The sequence below is a fragment of the Vibrio coralliirubri genome (genome assembly GCF_024347375.1).
Taxonomy (GTDB): Bacteria; Pseudomonadota; Gammaproteobacteria; order Enterobacterales; family Vibrionaceae; genus Vibrio; species Vibrio coralliirubri.
On sequence record NZ_AP025470.1, the window covers coordinates 1,439,444 to 1,461,524 of the forward strand.

The 22,081-nt window shown below is 44.9% G+C and carries 18 protein-coding genes; 6 read left to right on the forward strand and 12 right to left on the reverse strand.

The genetic code is table 11. From position 1 onward, the window contains the following. The first annotated feature begins 53 nt into the window (after window positions 1–53). Entirely contained in the window at window positions 54–1,349 is a 1,296-nt protein-coding gene (locus OCV20_RS06735; protein ID WP_086774842.1) for a GGDEF domain-containing protein, read from the forward strand. Window positions 1,350–1,472: 123 nt separating this feature from the next. Continuing rightward, on the forward strand, window positions 1,473–1,823 hold the full coding sequence (locus tag OCV20_RS06740; protein ID WP_048607138.1) for a GlpM family protein: 351 nt from the start codon (window positions 1,473–1,475) through the stop codon (window positions 1,821–1,823). A 234-nt stretch (window positions 1,824–2,057) separates the two neighbouring features. Here OCV20_RS06740 and OCV20_RS06745 read toward each other — a convergent pair whose 3' ends face one another. The 3 genes from OCV20_RS06745 to OCV20_RS06755 all read right to left on the reverse strand — a co-directional run bounded on the left by OCV20_RS06745 (window position 2,058) and on the right by OCV20_RS06755 (window position 6,266). Then, a complete protein-coding gene (locus OCV20_RS06745) occupies window positions 2,058–3,428 on the reverse strand; it encodes an SLC13 family permease (protein WP_048607137.1) in 1,371 nt (456 codons plus the stop codon). A 197-nt stretch (window positions 3,429–3,625) separates the two neighbouring features. After that, the gene (locus tag OCV20_RS06750) at window positions 3,626–4,426 is read right to left on the reverse strand and encodes a SanA/YdcF family protein (protein ID WP_086774841.1); all 801 of its coding nucleotides are present in this window, start codon (window positions 4,424–4,426) and stop codon (window positions 3,626–3,628) included. Between the two features lie 151 nt (window positions 4,427–4,577). Then, complete coding sequence (locus OCV20_RS06755; protein WP_048613210.1) at window positions 4,578–6,266, reverse strand: NAD-dependent malic enzyme; 1,689 nt, start codon at window positions 6,264–6,266, stop codon at window positions 4,578–4,580. Between the two features lie 183 nt (window positions 6,267–6,449). Between OCV20_RS06755 and OCV20_RS06760 the strand changes: the two genes are divergently transcribed. Both OCV20_RS06760 and OCV20_RS06765 read left to right on the forward strand, forming a co-directional pair. Then, entirely contained in the window at window positions 6,450–8,828 is a 2,379-nt protein-coding gene (locus OCV20_RS06760) for a helicase-related protein (protein ID WP_086774840.1), read from the forward strand. A 203-nt stretch (window positions 8,829–9,031) separates the two neighbouring features. Continuing rightward, window positions 9,032–9,409, forward strand: coding sequence for a hypothetical protein (locus OCV20_RS06765; RefSeq protein WP_019821854.1), 378 nt, complete (start codon window positions 9,032–9,034; stop codon window positions 9,407–9,409). A gap of 157 nt (window positions 9,410–9,566) precedes the next feature. Here OCV20_RS06765 and OCV20_RS06770 read toward each other — a convergent pair whose 3' ends face one another. The 7 genes from OCV20_RS06770 to OCV20_RS06800 form a co-directional block, all read right to left on the reverse strand. Next, window positions 9,567–10,670: a phosphoribosylaminoimidazolesuccinocarboxamide synthase gene (locus OCV20_RS06770; RefSeq protein WP_017055177.1), complete on the reverse strand. Its 1,104-nt coding sequence runs from the start codon at window positions 10,668–10,670 to the stop codon at window positions 9,567–9,569. A gap of 310 nt (window positions 10,671–10,980) precedes the next feature. Then, window positions 10,981–11,388 carry a SulA-like leucine-rich domain-containing protein gene (locus OCV20_RS06775; RefSeq protein WP_017055178.1) on the reverse strand — a complete coding sequence of 136 codons (408 nt, stop codon included), beginning with the start codon at window positions 11,386–11,388 and terminating at the stop codon, window positions 10,981–10,983. Between the two features lie 322 nt (window positions 11,389–11,710). After that, window positions 11,711–11,899 carry a hypothetical protein gene (locus OCV20_RS06780; protein WP_004733419.1) on the reverse strand — a complete coding sequence of 63 codons (189 nt, stop codon included), beginning with the start codon at window positions 11,897–11,899 and terminating at the stop codon, window positions 11,711–11,713. Between the two features lie 165 nt (window positions 11,900–12,064). Further along, a complete protein-coding gene (locus tag OCV20_RS06785) occupies window positions 12,065–13,150 on the reverse strand; it encodes a tetratricopeptide repeat protein (RefSeq protein ID WP_086774839.1) in 1,086 nt (361 codons plus the stop codon). 157 nt (window positions 13,151–13,307) lie between these two features. Beyond that, the gene (locus OCV20_RS06790; RefSeq protein WP_086774838.1) at window positions 13,308–13,973 is read right to left on the reverse strand and encodes a YiaD family glycine zipper/OmpA-like lipoprotein; all 666 of its coding nucleotides are present in this window, start codon (window positions 13,971–13,973) and stop codon (window positions 13,308–13,310) included. A gap of 113 nt (window positions 13,974–14,086) precedes the next feature. After that, entirely contained in the window at window positions 14,087–14,776 is a 690-nt protein-coding gene (locus OCV20_RS06795) for a DUF2786 domain-containing protein (RefSeq protein WP_017059769.1), read from the reverse strand. 209 nt (window positions 14,777–14,985) lie between these two features. Then, the gene (locus OCV20_RS06800; protein WP_017059770.1) at window positions 14,986–15,669 is read right to left on the reverse strand and encodes a DUF3334 family protein; all 684 of its coding nucleotides are present in this window, start codon (window positions 15,667–15,669) and stop codon (window positions 14,986–14,988) included. A gap of 222 nt (window positions 15,670–15,891) precedes the next feature. On the opposite strand from OCV20_RS06800, the gene ydiJ reads away from it, so the two are divergent. Together ydiJ and OCV20_RS06810 are read left to right on the forward strand one after the other, a co-directional pair. After that, window positions 15,892–18,927, forward strand: a complete 3,036-nt coding sequence (ydiJ, locus tag OCV20_RS06805; RefSeq protein WP_086774837.1) for a D-2-hydroxyglutarate dehydrogenase YdiJ — start codon at window positions 15,892–15,894, stop codon at window positions 18,925–18,927. A 66-nt stretch (window positions 18,928–18,993) separates the two neighbouring features. Further along, complete coding sequence (locus OCV20_RS06810; protein ID WP_048607122.1) at window positions 18,994–19,455, forward strand: methyltransferase family protein; 462 nt, start codon at window positions 18,994–18,996, stop codon at window positions 19,453–19,455. A 131-nt stretch (window positions 19,456–19,586) separates the two neighbouring features. Here the strand turns inward: OCV20_RS06810 and OCV20_RS06815 are convergent, their stop codons facing one another. Together OCV20_RS06815 and hutH are read right to left on the reverse strand one after the other, a co-directional pair. Next, window positions 19,587–20,312, reverse strand: a complete 726-nt coding sequence (locus OCV20_RS06815; RefSeq protein WP_010438254.1) for a DUF3581 domain-containing protein — start codon at window positions 20,310–20,312, stop codon at window positions 19,587–19,589. Between the two features lie 226 nt (window positions 20,313–20,538). Continuing rightward, entirely contained in the window at window positions 20,539–22,071 is a 1,533-nt protein-coding gene (hutH, locus tag OCV20_RS06820; RefSeq protein ID WP_048607477.1) for a histidine ammonia-lyase, read from the reverse strand. Window positions 22,072–22,081: the final 10 nt, after the last annotated feature.

A 22,081-nucleotide genomic window follows, 5' to 3' on the forward strand; every position in this document is an offset into this window, starting at 1 on the left:
TGTTTTTTATCATGAAATCCCAACGATAGGGACCTTAAGCCGGAAGCTTAGACGTGAAGTGGATCCATAAGATTGTTATCTTTTTAGTTATCGCAACACTTGCCATTGTGCAGTATTACCGTGTGAGCGGAAATCGTGTGATAACGGCAATTACCCCTGACAAATATGAATTTATCGCGACCAGCGATCAAGTTGATAGGGGAGTCAGTACGTCCCAGTTATCCTATGAAAATGGACAGTACATTCTCGATTGTGAACTTAAAGAATCTGAGTATCCTTGGCCTTACTGTGGGCTGTCGATTCGTATCAACCGAGACATCACCGCGGGTCTTGACCTTTCTCAGTACCACACCTTTAGAGTGAACATTGATTACCATGCGGAAGCTGACTCTAGTGGCCGTTTGAGAACCTACCTACGTAACTACAACCCTGCTTATTCGGTGCCTGATAACGAGTACACACATAAGTACAACGGGATGGAATTTTCTCCAGGAATCGATGGTGGTGTGATTGAGATTCCGATCAAAAACCTGCAAGTGATGACATGGTGGCTGGCTGATAACGACATTGCGTTAGAGCATTCGGCCCCTGAATTTTCGAATGTGAATATGGTTGAGTTTGCTACTGCGTCTGGGGCGAAACTCGGTCACCACAGAATCGTCATCCGCAGTATTGAGTTCGAAGGTTCGTATATCACCGCAGAAAGCTTGTTCATGATCCTACTGTTTGTGTGGGTGGGCACGGGCACCGTATTCTTGCTGTCGGAGTTAAACCGCTCAAGAAAACGCATGGTGATCGCAGAGAAAAGACATCATCACTTAAAGAACGTCAATCGCGCACTGAGAGAACAGAATTTTGAGTTTTCAGAGATGGCCCATCGTGATGAGTTAACCGGAATACTAAACCGCCACGCGATTCGTGATTGGTTGAAAATGCAGTCACAGTATGTGAAGCAAGGGCATGGCAAGCTGGGTATGTTGTATCTCGATATCGACTACTTCAAGAGCGTGAATGACAAGTACGGGCACCAAATGGGTGACCATATTCTACGTGAGTTCAGCATGGTGGTGGGCAGTTCGATCAGCGCTACCGACAAGTTGGTGAGATGGGGTGGTGAAGAGTTCATTGTTTTTTGCCCTGAGACTGATCTTGGCGAAGCACAAAGAAAGGCCGAGAAAATTCGACTTTTAGTCAGCCAACACCTTTGGGTTCATGGCGATCCACTGACATGCAGTATTGGTGCTGCCGAGATGAAGCAAGAGCGAGTGACAGAGACCATTGCTCGCGCTGATGAAGCTTTATATCAAGCGAAGCATTCAGGTCGAAATCAGGTGATCTTGAGTCACTAATCTGAAAATTGTTTTGATTAGTTTATAAGCCACACGTGCATATGTGACGTGTGGCGTTTTTATGGCTGCTCGATGAGTTTACCCTCTAGAGCCTTTGTTGGTTTGCTTGGATAAAGTATAAAAATGATCTCATTGTTCTTTAAATGTCTGCTGGGTGCCGCGGCGGTTTTGTTGATTGCGCTGTTGTCGAAGAGTAAGAGCTTCTACATCTCTGGTTTAGTGCCGCTGTTTCCGACCTTTGCTCTGATTGCTCACTACATTGTCGGCACGGAACAAACCATGGTCGAGTTGCGTACTACCGCACTGTTTGGCCTGTTTTCGCTTGTGCCATACGCCGCTTATCTTGGTGCAGTGTACGTGTTCAGTTATCGCTATAACTTGGTGTCGACGCTCTCGTTAGCGACCTTAGTGTGGGTGTTGTGTGCTTCGATGTTGCTGCTAGGTTGGACGCGTTTAGTACCAAGCGCAATTTAATGCTGTTGTTCTGAAGAGAGATGAGTTGCTTGCTTTAGCCAATAGCCAATAGCCAAAAACAAAAAAGGTGGCGCGGGGCCACCAAAAGGGAAAAGCGTTTCTTGTTTTTATGTGCCCGTTCAGTTGACTGATAGATTCAAACTGAGCGGGCATTTTTGTACTGGTTGAACCGGGGGAAGTTCAACCAGTTTAGGGGAGCATTCCTCTAAGCATGCGCTTATAGAACGTTAGTGTTTACCAGAAGATCCAAGCGAACAGAGTCAGAACTAGGATACAAACTAGGTTCAACACCATACCGATTCGCATCATCTCTTTCTGCTTGATGTGACCCGAGCCAAACACGATTGCGTTAGGTGGTGTCGCTACTGGCAGCATGAAGGCACAAGATGCTGCAACCGCAATCAGTGCAGATAAGATTACCGGAGACATACCCAGCGCTTCAGCAATGGTCGCAAATACAGGGACAAGCAATGCTGCACTCGCTGTGTTACTCGCAAATTCTGTTAGGAATACCACGAACGCTACCACGGCTAGAATCGTAAGCAGTACGCCTGCTGTTTCTAAAAATCCGCTTAGTGAGTGTGCTAGGAATACGCTGGTTCCTGTCGCTTTTAGAATGTTACTTAAACAGATACCACCACCGAACAGGATAAGCACACCCCAGTCCGTTGTCTTCTCAACGTCTTTCCATTCCACCGCTCTAGAAGCGCCAAGCAATACAATTGCGCCAATCGCTACCAAGCTATCGAATTTAGAGAATCCGCCAATCATTGCGTTGATTGGTTTACCGAATATCCAAAGCGTTACTGTTAAAAGGAAGATAGACAGTGTGATTTTCTTGCTGTTTGTCCACTCAACAGGTGCATGGTCTAGCTCGAATTTGTGGTCAAGTTTTGGCTTAGTCATCACGTAAAGAATAATCATCGCGATTGGAAGTAAGATCATTGAGATAGGTAGGCCAAGTGCCATCCACTCTGTGAAGCTCAAGCCAACTTCTGCCGCCGCAATTGCGTTTGGTGGGCTACCAACCAAGGTTGCGATACCACCGATTGAAGCACAGTAAGCGATACCCAGTAGCACGAACACGTAGGTGTTGCGGTCTTCACTTTGGTCAACCTTGTTCATGATGCCAAGAACAAGAGGAAGCATCATTGCAGTGGTGGCCGTGTTTGAGATCCACATCGATAGACCTGCACTCACACCGAACAACATGAACACAGCGACTGACATTCTGCCTTTTGCTATCAGCAGTACTTTGTCAGCAATTGCTTTGTCTAGTTCTTGCTTGTTCAGTGCGGCTGCTAATGCGAAGCCACCCATGAATAAGAAGATGATTGGGTTTGAGAAGTTAGCCAGCGCTGCGGGCGTGTTGAATACACCAAACAAGACAGCCAATAGGGGAACGAGCAAAGCGGTGATGCTGACGTGAATAGCTTCTGTTAACCATAGAATGGCAACGAACACGAGAATACTTAAACCTGTATTCACTTGCGCTTCGAATGGCAGGGTATTGAGCAAAACTGCAAATAGCGTGAAATTACCAATTAATATCATGCTGTTGCGGGTAAACAACCAGTGTTTCAGTGTAGTAACAAGTGCCGTCATAAGACGCTCCTTTTGTTTATCCTCGTTGTATTGGTGCACGACTTCATTGAGTTGTGCTTATTATTTTCGAGGTATATAGCTTGATGTAGGGTCAGACTTTGTTGGAAGAATGTTACTCAAGTTAATAAAGGAGTGTTGGTGTGTTTTTGCTTAACAATGGGGAAGTGTGAGGCAACAAATTCAAAATGTGTAGTTTTCTACACATCGGTCTCTGCTGGGTCTGTAATCGGGCTTGTTGTTGGGTCTACAACAGGCTCTACAGTGGGGTCAGTGATAGGGTTTGGGATCGGAAATGATTCCGGTTTTGGACTCGGTTGAATCGGCTCTTTAGGTCCAAGGAACTTTGGCGTTGTCCCCATAATATACAGATCAAGGAATGCTTTGGTACGCGCAAACACTTCACGCAAACGTATTGAGCTTCCCGAGTGATGGGTTGGTCCTGAAACGGCTAAACACTGCGCGTGAATATCGTAAGAATTGGCGATGAATAGCGCTCTTTCACAGTGGAATTTTTGAGTGATGATCAGAAAGTTATCGGTATCGAATATCTTTTTGGCGCGAACAATCGAGTCTAAGGTTCTGAAACCCGCATAATCTAGATTGATGCGTTCCTCGGGGACGCCCGCTTTTAACAAGTCGCGTTTCATCGTCCACGGTTCATTGTAAGAGCGATGAGCGTTATCGCCACTCAGTAGAAATTGATCTACTTTTTCACGATCGAACAGCTCAATCGCAGCTTCGATTCGGTGCTTATAATAGTCGTTGAGTGTTCGACCCAAATATTTGCTCGTGCCAAGTACGACGGCGACCTCAAGCTCGGGCACTTCATCTATATCGTAGATGATGCGATCTTCCGCTTGCCATGAAACCCAATAATCGATCGCAATAACCGCAGCGCTGCCTACTAAGAACACGAGGAAAGCGCCAAACAGAAAACCTTGCAGTTTTTTGTAAGCTTTTTTTATGTAGCTACGGATAATGTGAGAATCAAATTTCACTCTCGGTATGGTCCTTTCACTGAGCATTAATTTTTGAGTGCTCGATAATACCAAATAAAAATGAGAAAAATCAGTTAAAAAGACAAGACAGTGTAAAGAAAAAAGCCCCTGCAATTGCAGAGGCTCTTAGAAGAGTAGTTAACGCTCTTTATTAGAATGCCGTGCGCTTGTAGCGACGGTAAACTGGCTGCCAGAAGTGCTGGTCAATCGCTTGTTGCAGTGCATCTTCAGTGATCTCTAGAGCAACGCCCTGTTCAATCGCCTTCTTACCTACAGCAAGAGCAATCTTCTTCGATACCGTGTGGATCTCTTCCAATGGTGGAAGTAGAGCGCCTGTGCCATTGATTGCTAGTGGAGAACACGTAGCAAGTGCACGGCTTGATTCCATTAGCATTTCGTCAGTGATGCGTGAAGCATTCACAGCCAATACACCAAGGCCAATACCTGGGAAGATGTAGCTGTTGTTACACTGAGCGATTGGGTAAGTGGTACCGTTGTGAACGACTGGCTCAAATGGGCTACCTGTCGCAACAAGTGCTTGGCCATCAGTCCAACGAATAATGTCGTTTGGCGTTGCTTCAACACGGCTTGTTGGGTTCGACAGTGGGAACACGATAGGGCGTTCACAGTGTAGGTTCATCTCTTTGATGACTTCTTTGCTGAATAGACCTGGAGCACCAGATACACCAACCAATACGGTTGGTTTCGCGTGGCGAACAACGTCTAGTAGAGAGAAACCAGTGCCGTCGCTTTCCCAGTCTTTGGTGTTTTCGTTGGTTTGAACCAGACGCTGTTGGAAATCAAGCAGGTTTTGCATGCCTTCCTGTAGCAGACCCCAACGGTCAACCATGTAAACTTGAGAGCGAGCTTGCGCATCGCTGATACCTTCAGACACCATTTGAGCAATGATAGCTTCAGCAATACCACAACCCGCAGAACCCGCACCTAAGAAGGTGATACGCTGATCTGACAGTTTGCTGTTTGCTGCTTTACATGCTGCAAGTAGAGAACCAACCGTTACGGCTGCTGTGCCCTGGATATCATCGTTGAAACAACAGATGCGATCTTTGTAACGTTCAAGCAGTGGCATTGCGTTCTTTTGTGCGAAATCTTCGAACTGAACTAATGCATCTGGCCAACGGCGTTGAACCGCTTGGATGAACTCTTCAACGAATGCATCGTAGTCAGCACCTGTGATACGAGGATGACGCCAGCCCATGTACATTGGGTCAGCAAGACGTTGAGGGTTGTTAGTACCCACATCGAGCACGATTGGTAGCATGTAAGCTGGGCTGATACCGCCACAAGCTGTGTAAAGTGCTAGCTTACCAATTGGAATACCCATACCACCGATGCCTTGGTCTCCCAAACCAAGAATACGCTCACCATCCGTAACCACGATAACTTTAACGTTGTGGTTTGTCGCATTATTCAGTAGGTCATCGATACGATCGCGGTTCGGGTATGAGATAAACAGACCACGGCCACGACGGTAAATATTTGAGAAGTTCTCACATGCTGCGCCAACTGTTGGCGTGTAAATGATAGGCATCATTTCAGAGATGTGGTTTTGAACTAAACGATAAAAAAGCGTTTCATTAGTGTCTTGGATGTTACGAAGGTAGATATGCTTATCCATATCACTTTCGAAGTTACAATATTGTTTGTATGCACGTCCTACTTGCTCTTGGATTGTTTCGGTTGTTTCCGGTAACAAACCTTCAAGGTTGAAAGAACTGCGCTCTTCAGCAGAGAATGCGCTGCCTTTGTTTAGAAGAGGTGTACTTAGTAGAGCAGGACCAGCATAAGGGATATATAGAGGGCGTTTATCGTTGTTCATTGGATGCCTAATATGGGAGAAAGGGTAACTGAAAAATGATAACGGTTTAGTTATTCAATTGTAAATAGTTTCTCCGCGATCTGAGCAAACAAAATGATATTCTTACCTCTGTCCCACACTTATCGAATTTCAACACGATAATTCGTTATACTTTGCTCACACTTTTTCGCGACTCGCCATTTTATGTCATTACTTCCCATCGATGCTTATCAAAACATATTCCACGAACAAATCGTTAATTCTCACCTTGTCGTAGAGGCTGAAACCGGATCGGGTAAATCTACGCGCCTGCCGCTTTGGGCTTCTCAACATGGGCGAGTGCTGGTGGTGGAGCCAAGACGCATCGCGTGTACATCACTGGCTAAATATCTCGCGCAGCAATCGGGCGAGAAGTTGGGTAGTAAAGTGGGCTATGCGATTAAGCTTGAATCGGAATACAACGAGCAAACTAACGTTGTTTTTGTGACGCCCGGTATCGCGCTGCGCTGGTTATCAGAAGATGGATTGGCTAACTTTGATGTGATTGTGGTAGATGAATTTCACGAGAGACGCTGGGACATTGATCTGCTGGTGGCGATTCTGAAACAAAAAGCGAGTCATCGTTTGGTGATCACATCAGCAACCATTGAGGGTGAACGCCTTGCTCATTATTTGGATGCGAATCGAATAAGCTGTGAAGGGCGAACTTATCAAGTTGAGATTGGGCACAGAGCGAACGAATCCAGAACACTGCCTGATATTCGACATCTAGAGCTGCGCATTGCGGAAGAAGTGAATCATCAGCTGATCGCTTCTTCTGGCGATATGTTGGTTTTTCTGCCGGGTAAAAAAGAGATCGTGCAATGCGAACAAGCCTTGGCAAAGAATCCAGATATCCAAGTCGTTAAATTGCATGCCTCGGTCAGTGATAAAGAGCGAGATTTAGCGTTATCTGGCCGGAATATCAATACTGAAGTTAATGGTTTGAGAAAGGTCATCCTTGCGACCAACGTTGCAGAAACCTCATTAACCATTCCTGACATTGGGGTGGTGATAGATTCAGGATTAGAGAGACGCACCGTTCAGCGTAATGGCAGAACCACACTGATGCTTAAATCCATATCACGAGCGAGTGCCAAACAGCGAGCTGGCCGCGCGGGTAGGGTAATGGACGGCGTTTGCGTTCGCCTATATGGTGAGCACGCGGCGTTAGAGTTAGTCACACCGCCTGAATTACAGCGTGAAGAGCTGACTGAACCTATGTTGGCCGCGGCATGTTGTGGCGCTCCGCTTGAGAGCTTGTCCTTCCTTGATCCTATTCCAGAGAAATCACTAAACAGTGCAACTCAAACCTTGCTGACGATGGAAGCGATTAACGCCAACCATCAAATTACCGAGCATGGCAAAAAGTTGTATCCGTTGCCGATTGATGCTTTGTATGCCGATATCGTTACTCGAATCAAAACCAAAGCATTAAAAGAGGCGATGGTCGATCTCACTGCGGCGTTGTCCGTTCCTGCTCGCTTGTATCAGTTACCAAACAATGTAGAACATCTTGAAGCGCTCGCGCAACAAGAGAGGGAAGGGTGTGATTTAAGCCTGTTGATTCAGATTGTGCGTGGTCGCGAATATCCGCATTTAGACATCGACCAACAGGCACTGAATGAAGCTCAAGGACTGGCTAAGCAAATGCGGGAGGTATTTGAACTTCCTCAGCTAGAAGTCGGGTCACGTTTCCAACGCATTGAACTGCTCAAGACCATTGTGAATCTGCATCCTGAACTGGTGTTTGTGCGCCGACTTAAAAGGAAAGAAGCCTTTGCTAATGGATTATTAGAGGTGGTACTCGGTCGTCAGAATCGTTTCCCTGATAATGCACAAGCGATGTTGGTGTTGGATACTCACAGCTTGCCGGGAAGAGGCGTTAAGCAGACACTGACCTTAGCGACGGTCACGGCCCCCATTCCTCTTGAGCTTATCATTGATGCTGAACTAGGAGAGTGGGAGCAAGGCGAAACAGTCGTGAATGACGATGGCGTTTTTACCGAGATGGCGTTGGTGTACGCAGGCCGTACGATTACGACCAAGCTCGTCGCGGCTGAAGGACAATTATCGTTAAAGCCTATCGTCGACCTCGTGTTAAATGGAGACCAGCTTCCGGGTTTTGCAAAGGTTCGCACTCGAGAAATCAAACACTGGCAGCTGTATGTGAAACTTGGTCTCGATGAACAAACTCAATACACACCAGAAATTGAGAGCATTAACTTTGAGCTATGGTTTATAGAGCAGCTTGAAGTACTAGGTGTTACTGATGTCAGCGAATTGGAAATGTTCGACCATGCAGACATACCGTTTGATGGCATTCCAACTTGGCTCTATTCAGAGTTTTCGGAAAAATATCCGTTTGCATTGAGCCTTGCCGACTTGCAACTCGATGTCGAATACTTGCCCGCAAGAAAGCTGATTTACGTCCACTATCAATCGGGTAGTCGAAAGTTATCGCCAAAACGTTGGGAGCTACCGACATGGTCTGGCTGGCGTATTCAGTACAAAAAAGCGAGCCGAATAATTGATATCAAATAGATGGATAAGTTTTATCTCTAAAATATTAATCAAATAGGTGCATATATGATTTTTCAGTGCTTATTTTGTTACAAGTTTGATTTTTATATGCCTTTTTAACCAATCAAAAGGTCATAAAAGACTATTCTTCTATATCCTATTGCTATAAAGAAAGAGTTGATAGATATTGAGTATATTGTGTTGCCAAAGTGTCGGGGGACATCATGGATAAACAGGAAGAGACGCGTGTAGAGTTCGATTACACAACATTTCTTGGCGCCTCATGCAGTAAAAAATGGACTTTTCTGGAAGCACTCACCACAATTGCGCCAGTGTTCAGTACCGTCTGGCGAGATAGCATTAAAGAGCTAGCAAGCCCTGAAGATCGTTTATGGCAGATGGCATTGAAATCAATGTCGACGCGTAAAAGTGATGAGTCGAACATTGTTACCTTACTCAAGCTTGCTAAGCTGGAAGGGATCAATGAGCTCAAAGTGGTGATGCCATATTCGCTTGAAGAAGAGCAGATCGAGTATATTGAGTCGCGCAGTCATTTAGTGATTGCGGGTAATTCTGGAGAAGAGTTCACTATTAGGCTGTAACTTCAGTTCGCCTATAACCTCTCTCAGGAATAGTAAAACGTACACGTAAAAAGGGCCTCAAATATTGAGGCCCTTTTAGTATCTAAAACTTGTGTCTAGGAGCTTATTAGCTTTCGAGCTTTCTATTTTGATATTAAGCAATTAAGCAATTAAGCGACTAGTCGATTAGACCATAGTCAGCGCGCAGAACATCAATGATCTCTTGCTTAGGATTTTCGCTCAGTACGATCTCCGCACCTGTGATTTTCGCTGCGATATCAAGGTAAGTACGAGACAAAGACATTAGCGAATCCAGTGGAAGTTCATTGTCACGAGCTAGTGCTTCACGCTCTGGCATACGTTCTTTGTTCAAAAGAATGTCGGCATCAGGGAAGTAGTTAAGCAAGAACTGACGGAAGCCTTCTTTTGAATTCTCAACGATGTTGCCGTTGTTGTATTCCTGAGTATCCCAAATGCGAGATGAATCTGGAGTACCGACTTCGTCCATGTAGATAAGCTTTTCTTTGCCTTGAGCATCGTTGACGTAGCCAAACTCAAATTTGGTATCAACAAAGGTCTGGTCTACTTTTGCTAGCGCTTGGCTGATTACGTTGAAGCCTTCTTTAAGAAGCTTCTCGTAATGAGCGATGTCGCTTGCTTGAGTAAAGTTGAATGCTGCAAAGTTATCTTCGATGTTGTTACGAGTGATGTTCACATCGTCAGCTTCTGGAACGCCAGGAATACCTTTCAGAATCCCTTTTGTTGAAGGCGTGATCAGTAGCTCAGGCAACTTCTTGTCTTTCTCAAGGCCTTCAGGCATCTCGATACCACAGAACTCACGTTCGCCGTTTGCGTATGCACGCCACATTGAACCTGTGATGTATTGACGACAAATCGCTTCGATCATGACTGGGCGAGCTTTTTGTACAATCCATACGAACGGGTGAGGGATATCAAGAATATGACTGTCAGCAAGTCCGTTGTCTTTAAACAATTTGAACCAGTGGTTAGAGATAGCATTCAGAGCCGCTCCCTTACCTGGAACACCTTTAAGATTCCCTTCACCACGCCAGATACAATCAAATGCAGAGATACGGTCACTGATCACCATGATTGCTAAAGGCGCATCTGGTGCTACATCGTAGCCTTTCTCTTTAATTAGTCGTTGGCTATCTTCTTCAGTTAACCAGTAGACCGAACGAACCTTGCCACTGTGGACAGGTTTATCAGTACGGATTGGTAGGTCATCATTTACGGCAAGAACTTGATCAGCAAGGCTCATTTAGACATTCCTATCTTTTATCAAACGTCATACAGAGAAGTGCGGTGTGCACATGATTAGACGGGCATTATACCCAATCTACTATTTGCTTCCAGAGAAAAAGCAAACGATTGCTAAATCTGTTGTTTAAATAAAAACCCCCGCCTAACAATCCGCTAAAAAATTGGCGAATTGTATGGCAGGGGAAGGCAGTATGTTTGGACTGTGTTTTGGCGAATTGTTTGTTAAGTTAACTTAAGTTTGTTAGCTAAAAGATTAAGCTATGTTTGTGGACAACGTTTTGAGCCAAAATGTTATTAAGCAATATGGCTTAGTGAATACGCTCTGAATTTGCATCCATAAAGAAGACTTCACATTGAAAGCGTAATCCTAATGTTCTTAGGTACTGTTGACTGAACTGATCAATCGATGCACTTGCAACAATCGCACTCGCATTCTTAGATCGAATGGCTTTCTCGACAGTCTCTACTTCAGTCATTTGATGAGAGGCTTTCATATGAATAACGCGGTCGCAGCAAACATTATGTTGCTTAAGCTGCTTAGCCGACGGTCTTGGTGTTTGAGCCGTAAACAGTAACCACTGATGTTGATTGGACAGCAACGCCATTCTTGCAAACAACGCTTCCTCGTTTGAATTTTTGCTTTTACGAGAAACTGATGTAAATGCGCAGTGAACTAGCGGGCTAGAGTGTTGTGCTTTAACGTGTGCTTGAATCATTTTGCTGTCCTTATATACATGCTGTATGTGTATACAGTAGTTTTAGTTGCTTATAAGATCAAGCGTTTTTTGCGGGATTATTGGACGATTTCGTTTGGAATTATGGATGAAAAACAATTAAATCATTGAAATTGTTAGATAAATTAAATTTGAATGAATTTGCTGTTTTGTCTCATAAGTTGAAAAAATGTGAGCTTTATACAGGTGTATACAGTGGTTTTGATAGAAAAGTACTGTATACACCTGTATAGAAGAGAGAAGATCTAAAATCGCAGGCACAAAAAAAGCGCCTTAGGCGCTTTCTTATATTTCACGGTGTTGCTTATCTCAATGTCGCTTGGGAGAGTTTTGCTCTCATTTCCATTTCACCAATATTGAACTGGCGAACATCAATGGTTGCAATATCATTGCACTCTTTACATGCATGATGACACTTACCATCTAGGTAGTCGTGCTTTTTAACTAGGCTTGGCTTTTTGCACCAATCACAAACGCCTTCTATTGTGAACATATTCTCTCCTCACCTGTTTAAGTCAGGTGTATTTTCGGCGCAAATTATGACACAAGTAAGACCTATTAGTTAATAGTTTGTTACCCGTTTTTGAGAGGGGGATCGATTGCAACACCAATAAAATCGATATCTTTGAGATCTTGAAAAATGAAGATGTGTGTTTGTTTACGGTTTTGTAACATTTTGTAAAATGGTTTTTAGCGCATTGTTCAAACGTTTCATTTCTTCGTCACATCCGTGACCATCTGGATGGTAGATCTTTGATAGCTGTTTGTATCGGATCTTGATGATTTTTTGGTCAGGGATTGAGCTGGGCGTGTAGCCAAATAGCGCGCAAGCCACCTGCAGATGACTTAGACCTTTGCTGCTTTTCTGCTTCTTCAATTCGTGGAACATAGTGTGCAACTGACGTTTTTGCTGCTTAATCGTCAGGTCCTTCGAGCTAAGCTGCGCTTCAAGTGATTGTTGTTGCTGTCGCGAATCACCCGACTCTAGAGCTTGTCTTCTTCTTGAGATAACGAGCGTCGCAATAATGCTGACGATTGAAATCAACACGGCCAACGCAGCACCAATCATATAGTCAGAGCTAGTTAGGTTAGAACTGGAGAGGTTAGAGCGTGATGCTTGGTTAGATTGAACGTGCTGAGATAACCCCTGACTGGTGTCTATTTCAGAGTCGATGCTGTCATCGAGCTGTTCTATTGAAGAGATCTGCTTTGCACGTTGCTGGTTGAATTGCGCTTCCAAAATGCGGTTGTAGCCATCTTCTGCATTCGGGTTGTTTTTTAAGGCTGCTTCATACCATAGCTGCGCTTTATCTAACGGTTGAAGGAGGTCTTGTTCTAGCGAGGATTCGTAGAGTTTTGCGACCTCAATAGGCGCGCGCTGGTTACCTTGCAACGCTGCTTTAATAAACAATTCCAAAGCAAGCTTGTTACTTTGTTCAACACCTGTTCCTGCCAAGTACCATTCACCCAGTCTAAATTGCGCGTTTGGGTTACCATTCTCTGCTGACTGCGTGTACCAATACAATGCATCACTGGTGCTAACAGGAACGTCGACACCCGATTCATAAGCTTGAGCTAATTGGTATTGAGAAACTGGATCTTGAGGTTGTGATTCTAGTGAAAATTCATCACTGCTTGCTGCGTGCACGAAACGTGTGGTGGACAGCTGTATCGTGGAAAAGATGAGGGCTAGAAATAGAGCTCTAAGAAGTGATGATGACAGAATGTTGGATAGGATCAGCAAAAGATAAGTCTCGTAAAAAAGCCCAGAATCGATATGTCAGTATGAATACGCTTTATGGTTGTTGGTTATTATTATCACGTTAAATGAGTAACATAACTGATAAACAACTATATAGAGGTTAATTCAAGAGATAAAGACGGACTGGGCTTTAATCGTGCTACTTAAGCGGCAAGATTTGAATTTCTACGCGACGGTTACAAGCACGACCTTGAGAGGTGTTGTTGTCACATAGAGGGTAACGCTCACCGTTACCACGAGCAATAGCACGACCTGCAGCAACGTCTTGAGAGATCAAGAATGCACGAACAGATTCGGCACGACGCTCAGAAAGGGTTTGATTGGTTGATTCGCTGCCAGTGCTGTCAGTATGACCTTCAATCACTAGGCTAGTGTCTGGGTATTCAACGAGGATGCGAGCAACGCCGCGAAGGGTATTGTGAATGCTTGATTCTAAAGCGTAAGAGCCAGAATCAAAACCGATGCCGTTTTCTAGGCGAAGTAGAAGTTGGTTCTCACCGACACGTTCAACTTGAACGCCTGAATTCATTAGCTCTTCACGAAGGGCTGCTTCTTGTCGGTCAAAGTAGTAACCAATACCACCACCAACAGCCGCACCACCTGCTGCGCCGATAAGTGCACGTTTACCACGATCTTTAGAGTCACCAGTAGCAGCACCAGCAACGGCACCAGCGAGTGCACCAATTAGAGCGCCTTGAGTTGCAGAGTTAGTCTCAGATTCGCCAGTTGTCGCGTTTTGGCGTTGAGTTGCCTGACAACCCGTTAAAGCGATAGTAAGCGCTAGGGCTAGTGTGATTTTTTTCAACGTATTTTCTCCATCATGTACTTCTGTCAAACGAATGAATCCGAGTGACAAACATAGTCCTGTAAATCTTATTGATGGTTTTTATCAATACGTCGAAGTAATGTAAAGTGGCTCTATGATTTAGTTATCTTTTTAGCTGCCTGGGTACCGCCAACTGGTCGATTAACAGACAATTTACGACCTTTCTTCAAACCAACTTCATAATCGGCGGTGAGGTTTTTCATCGCTTCTCTCAGTTGCTGCTTGAACGTTTCACGGTCGATATTTTTGAATTCTTTATCAATGTAGTTATTGATCTTGTTGTTTGATTCGTCGTCTGGGGTAATGGTTGGCAGCTTTTCAAGTGCACCTTCAACCCAGCCTGAAACAAACGAGTTTACGCGGCGAGTCACTTCTAATGACCCTGTGCCAGAGCCAGCAAAGCTATTTCTGAATTGGCCGGTATGTTCATTCAGTTCACGATAAATGATATCGAAAGCGAAGGCTGCGAAGATCGCGCGATCGGCTTCACCAATGAACTCAACACGCTTGAGGCCTTTGTGATTCAGTAATACGGCTTCTACGCCAAATTTGGTGTTGATACCGCGAATAACACGCAGCAATGTAGAACTGATATTTGCAGGTAACAGGTGACTGGACTGAGTTTTCCCCATCTTGATAAATTCAATATCGTCTTTTTCGAGACCATATTTCAGCATCAAGTTATGCGCCATTTTTATCGCATTGGCCGCTTCATTGACGTTCGCAGAATTTCCAAGCTCAAGACACTTGGCAATTTTCTTTAGGGCTTTTTTCTTATCCATCGACAATTTAATCAGTACCGCAAATTTTTAAAAGTCCAACATTTTACATGTTTTCGCGGGTAACAGAAAGGCAAAACTGGTTTGATGAACAAGTGAGGCGGTGAACATTGGACTGCATGAGCCGACTTGGCGGTAAAAACAAAAACGCCATCAAGCGTATTGATGGCGTTAGTGACACGTTTTTTCAATGTGTCTAGAGCATTCGTAAACTAGATACCCAGTTCATCGAGTAGATCTGCTGCAGAGTCATTGCCTGAGCTTTGAGCTGGCTTGTTCGCTTCTTGCATTTTTTTCTGAGTCGCCTCAAGAATGCTATCTGGACATTCGTCTTCTGCGATTTCAAATTCTTCCAATTGAATGAATTCGGTCTTATCCATCGCAAGCTCAAGGTAGAAAATGTTGTTATTAGCGGTAGAGAAGGTAACACGACGAGCTTGTGGACGATCGAGATTAGTATCAACAGAAAGGTTAACTTGTTTGTTCAGAGCCAGCATTTTCGGTTGGTTTTGTGTGATGTTGGTTTGCAGCTCTTTGCGGATTTTATTGGTGAAGTCGCCAACTAATTGGTTCATCAGCTCACCCAACACATCGCCCACTTCATCTGAAGTATGAAGCACAGCGAGTTCGTTTTCAGGCATGCCCATATTGCGCATGTAATTGGTGTAGATCTCTAGCGCTGCTTTGGACGTAAAATTGATAACAACAAGACCAGAAAAGCCGCCGTCAAACAAAACGAAGCAACCAAAGTCTGGCTTTAGGCTCGTCTTGTTGATCTTTTGAACCATGGCTGAATAGGACACCTGAGAAGCCGTCGCTGAAGTTAGTACGCTTGAGACTGATTGGCATAGTTTAAGAAGGATATCTTCAGTTGTGACTGTTTTGTTTTTTTTCATTGTGATGTGCTCGTGGAGATGTCTTAAACAAAATGTTACTCAGTATATTGCTACTGAATTAAGACGAAAGTGACTATTTCTCCATTCTTGCACTGAGATTCTGATTTGATCACCTTTTTATATGATCTTAATAGTAGTAAAGTGACGAAATTCAAAGAAAATTATTAAAAATCTCAGATAACCCAATGCTGATAGGATCAGCGAAGTAGGGGCAGGAAGCAAATGTTACCAAGACTTCAACTCAATGCTGATGTCGATCCAGTTGTCGTACGCTTTTTAGATGAACTAAAAACAGCGGGCTTTACTGGCGACATTGAATCTCAATATTCTAGCCGTTTGGCTGTGGCGACTGATAATAGTGTCTATCAGCAATTGCCGCAGGCGGTCATCCTTCCTAAAACAACGCAAGACGTTGTGCTTATCGGTAAAGTGGTTTCTAAATCCGCTTACGAACGCGTGACTTTTTCCCCTCGTGGCGGTGGTACGGGAACCAACGGACAATCTTTAACAAAAGGTGTCGTGGTTGACCTGTCGCGATACATGAATAAGGTTCTAGAGATTAACGAGAAAGAAGGCTGGGTAAGAGTTCAGTCTGGTGTCGTTAAAGATCAATTGAACGACGCTGTTCGCCCTTATGGTTACTTTTTCTCTCCAGACCTTTCTACCAGTAACCGAGCAACTTTAGGCGGCATGATCAATACCGATGCTTCGGGTCAAGGATCGTTGAAGTACGGCAAAACCTCAGACCATGTATTGTCGCTGCAAGCGGTGTTTGCAGATGGTTCATGTCTAGAATCTGATTTATCACACGGCTTACCCGTTGAGGGTGAATTCGCTCACCATGCACTTGCCGTGACTGAGGCGGTTTGTCGAGACAAGCGCGCTCAAATCTTAGATAAATTCCCTCCGCTGAATCGCTTCTTAACAGGCTACGACCTAAAGAATGCGATAAGCGAACAAGACGATAGCTTTGACCTAACTCGCGTTCTATGTGGCGCTGAAGGCTCGTTAGCATTCATCACGGAAGCAAAGTTAAACCTAACCAAGATTCCAAAAGCGCGCACACTGGTTAACGTGAAATACAACACGTTTGATTCTGCGTTGCGTAATGCGCCGTTCATGGTAGAAGCGAAAGCACTGTCTGTTGAAACGGTGGATTCAAGAGTATTGAACCTAGCGAAGCAAGACATCGTTTGGCACACCGTGAGCGACCTGCTGACCGATGTTCCTAACAAAGAGATGCTTGGCATCAACATGGTTGAGTTTGCAGGCCAAGATGAAGCGGAAGTTGAACAGCAAGTCCAAGCGCTGACTGCACGCCTTGAAACCATGGTTGAAAGTGAAGAAGCCGGCGTGATTGGTTTCCAAGTGTGTAGCGACTTGGCGAGCATTGGCCGAATCTACAACATGCGTAAGAAAGCGGTGGGTCTTTTAGGTGCGGCGAAAGGCCGAGCTAAGCCCGTCGCTTTTGCTGAGGATACTTGTGTACCACCAGAAAACTTGGCGGACTTTATCTCTGAATTTAGAGTGTTACTCGATTCAAAAGAGTTGAATTACGGCATGTTTGGTCACGTGGATGCAGGCGTATTACACGTTCGTCCGGCATTGGATCTGTGTGATCCGATGCAAGAAGCCTTGATGCACGAAGTCTCTGATGAAGTGGTTAAGCTGGTGGCTAAATACGGCGGCTTGATGTGGGGTGAACACGGTAAAGGCTTCCGTTCTGAGTATGGACCTGACTTCTTTGGTGAAGAGCTGTTTACCGAATTAAGACGTGTTAAAGCAGCATTCGACCCGCATAACAAGATGAACCCTGGCAAGATCTGTACGCCTTTAGAAAGTGACGCTGAATTGGTGAAAGTCACCGATACTAAGCGTGGTTTCTACGACCGTCAGATCGACGTACAAGTTCGTGATAGCTTCAAGCAAGCAATGGAATGTAACGGCAACGGCTTGTGTTTCAACTACGATACTAGCTCGCCAATGTGTCCTTCAATGAAAGTCACGGCTGACCGACGTCACTCACCAAAAGGCCGCGCAGGCTTGGTAAGAGAGTGGTTGCGTCAACTGACTGAGCAAGGCGTTGATATTCTCGACCTTGAGCAAGAAGCGTTGAAAGACAACACACCCGTTAAGACTATGATTGAGCGTGTTCGCAATACGATGAACAAACGCCATGAGTACGATTTCTCGCATGAAGTTCATGAGGCGATGAATGGTTGTTTGGCGTGTAAAGCGTGTGCGAGTCAATGTCCGATTAAAGTTGATGTTCCAAGTTTCCGTTCTCGATTCTTAAACATCTACTACTCGCGTTACCAACGCCCAGCAAAAGATTATTTAGTTGCCAACATTGAAACCATGCTGCCGCTGATGGCGAAAGCGCCAAAAGTAGTGAACGCTGCATTAGGTCAAAAGTGGATACAAACGGCAACGGCTAAAACGGTTGGTTATGTTGATGCACCATTGATGTCGGTGCCTACGCTTAAAAATCGTCTGGCAAGTAAAGAGCTGCAACTTTTCGACTTACAGTATTTAGAAGGCTTGTCTTCTGAACAGAAGAAACAGCATGTGCTGATCGTTCAAGACCCGTTTACCAGCTTCTATGATGCTGAGGTGATTGAAGACTTCGTCACACTGGCTCAAAAGCTTGGCAAAACACCGGTATTGCTGCCGTTCAAACCGAATGGTAAAGCGCTACACATCAAGGGCTTCTTAAATCGTTTTGCACGTGAGGCGAAATCTACTTCGGATTTCTTGTCGATGGTGGCGGATATTGGTATTCCTCTGGTCGGCGTTGACCCTGCTCTTGTGCTTTGTTACCGCGATGAATACGTCGAGATCTTAGGTGACAAGCGCGGCGACTTTGATGTGCTTACCGTGCATGAATGGTTAATGCCATCGCTAGGTGAGTTCGAAGCACGCTCAGCAAGTGAAGATATGTGGTATTTGTTTGCTCACTGTACTGAGAAAACCAAAATGCCGAACGCTGAAAAAGAGTGGGGCACTATCTTCAAACACTTTGGTGCGGCGTTAACCAGCGTTCCTGTAGGCTGTTGTGGTATGGCGGGAACTTTCGGCCACGAAGTGGATAAGCTGCAAATGTCGAAAGACATATATGGTTTAAGCTGGAAGCCTCAAATGCAGGACTTACCAAAAGATCGTTGCTTGGTGACGGGCTATTCTTGCCGTAGCCAAGTGAAGCGTTTTGAAGGTGAGAAGCTTGCTCACCCATTGCAGGCGCTAGCAAAAATTCTCTAATACATTTAGCCCAGCAATTGCTGGGCTTTTTTCTAAACTAACAAAGGAATGTTAATAAGGAAAAGTATGAAATTTCTAGAATTAAAAGTACCACCCGTTGCACTGTTCATTATTGTATTCGTAGCATCATACTTCTGCGCTCAGCAGTTGAGCCAAGGGACACTGGCATTGCCTTATGGAATGGTTGTGTTAGGTATCGGGGTCGCATTGAGTGGTGTGATTGGAATATCAGGGATATTGGAATTTCGAAAACAGAAAACCACCGTTAACCCGATCAAAGTCGAAACCGCATCAGCCGTCGTTGACAGTGGAATTTTTGGCTACACGCGAAACCCAATGTACCTAGGGTTGTTCATCCTGCTGTTTTGCTTTGGCTACTTCTTCCAGAATATCTTCAGTGTGCTACTCAGCTTTGGCTTCGTAATCTACATGAATTACTTCCAAATCAAACCCGAAGAGCGAGCACTAGAACAATTATTCGGTGCAGAATATGTTGATTACAAACAGAAGGTTAGGCGCTGGATTTAGTGATGATTTGAGAGCAGGCTTAATGGCTTAGTAATCGAAATAAAAAAGCCCAGCTTGAGATTATCAAGCTGGGCTTTATTGAACTTGTTCTAGGGCTTACTTACATCGAGTGGTGTAAATAATAATGCTGATTAAGCAGCGGCTGCGAACTGAGCTAGAAACATCTCTTTGCGCTCGTTGAAGCGGTTTACTAGGTCGTCTACAGAAGCTTGGTCGTATGGCTTAAGGCCGCTCGCTACCATGCGCTTCACGCCTTTACCGACTACTTCGCCATCTTCTTTAAAATCGAAGTTCAGAGTCACGATGCCACGTTTGCCTTCGACATCAAAAGTCGCGCCAGAGAATTCAACTTCTGGGTGAGACAGGTCTAGGCGAGTAAATTCAACTTCCATGCTCTCGTAAATCACAAGAGGACGTTGGCAGTTGATCATCATTTGTTGTTCTTCCATAAGAGGAACCATGATGTGTGGGAAGTTCATGCCAGAGAACTTAACGTAGTTTGTTACTACGTGCTCGATGAATGCTTGGTCGTGGCTCTTTTCACCTTCACAAGACATGTGTAGGTACTCTTTGCCTTTCTCGTCAACCAGTGAGCTTTCTTTCTCACATTTGTTGTCAACGCTTAGCGCAATACCGTTACCAACCATACCTGAAAAATCAAAACGCATTTTTTGGCTGATGCCTTCTTTCTGCAGAAGAACTGCAAACAAAAGGTCGCCAGGCACGCAGAAGCGCTTGTTGTCTTCATCGTGAATTGGGTTGAAGTCAGCGGCTACTTTTTTAGCAAAGTGGCTAGCTTGTTCACGAGTGAATTGAAATTGATTGTCTTCAGTAGAAAAGTAAGGTGTCAGAAACATAGTATCGCTATTAGTCATCAAATCTGGGGTGGATTATAGCTAACTAACTTCGCTCTAATGGTCTATCCAGTTAACTTTGCTTATATATCAATCGATTAGATAAATACGTTGGATGGTATGTGACGATTTTAAGGGGAATATGGTCTTTGGCTCAATGCAACAAGGGCTAATCAATAACCCTTGTTTATATAACACTCTAATGGGTGTTGTTCAGATTGTTTCTGTCTTAAAAGCTACACAGAATACCTTCAGGCATTAGGTGATTGTGCACTGATAATTTGAGCAATAGGTTCGCTTGCTCGATATCAGGTGAGAAGTAACGGTCTTTGTCGTAGAAGCTCACTTTTTCACGCAGAATCTGTTTCGCTTCTTCTACTCGAGGTGAAGATAGGTTTGGCGCTCGGAAGTCCAAGCCTTGTGCTGCTGCTAAGTATTCAACGGCCAAGATGCCACGAGTGTTTTCTGCCATGTCACGCAGTCGACGACCCGCAAAGGTTGCCATAGACACATGATCTTCTTGGTTTGCCGATGTTGGAAGGCTGTCTACTGAAGCTGGGTGTGCCAGTGTTTTATTCTCGCTTGCCAGAGCAGCAGACGTTACTTGAGCAATCATAAAGCCCGAGTTCACGCCGCCGTTATCGACCAAGAAAGGTGGCAGCTTGCTTAGCGCGCTATCAATCAGCAGTGCCATTCTTCGTTCGGAAAGGCTGCCAATTTCCGCAATCGCAAGTGCTAGGTTATCGGCTGCCATTGCCACAGGTTCTGCGTGGAAGTTACCACCTGAAATAATGTCGCCGTCTTCAGCAAATACCAGTGGGTTATCCGATACCGAGTTCGCTTCAACGTTTAACGTTTCTGCTGAATTACGAATTTGCTGTAAACAGGCACCCATCACTTGAGGCTGACAACGCAGCGAGTAAGGGTCTTGAACCTTTTCACAGCAAGTGTGTGACTCACCAATCTCACTCTTTTGATCAAGCATATGGCGGTAAGCAAGGGCTGCATCCATTTGACCACGATGACCACGAACACGATGAATTCGAGGGTCAAACGGGCGACGACTACCCAGTGCCGCTTCTACAGACATCGCACCACACACAGTCGCAGAAGCGAACAAGTCTTCTGCTGCGAATAGACCTTCTAAAGCGAATGCAGTCGATGCTTGTGTGCCGTTTAATAGTGCTAAGCCTTCTTTCGGAGCAAGTGTGATTGGCTCCAAGCCTGCGATCTGCATTGCTTCTAAGCCAGTGATGATTTTGCCGTTGTGGCGTGCTTGGCCTTCACCTAGCAGAACGGTACTCATGTGGGCGAGGGGAGCAAGATCTCCAGATGCGCCTACTGATCCTTTCTGTGGAACACATGGGTAAACCTGCGCGTTCACTAGATCGATAAGAGCATTAATCACCTTGAGGCGGATACCCGAGTAACCGCGAGACAAGCTGTTAATCTTCAATACCATCATCAAACGCACGGTTTCATCAGACATGAACTTGCCGATGCCTGCTGCGTGAGAAAGCACGATACTTTTCTGTAGAACTTCGAGATCTTCAGGCGCAATCTTGGTGTTTGCTAGTAAGCCAAAACCCGTGTTGATGCCATACACAGTGCGGTCTTCAGCAATCACTTGCTCGACAACCTGCATGCTCGCTTCAATATCAGGGATTGCTGCAGGATCCAGAGATAGGTTCACAGGGCTACGGCTGATTTTACGAAGTTCAGATAGGCCAAGAAGTCCTGGTTTAAGTAATAAGTTCAACATGTTCTCTCCA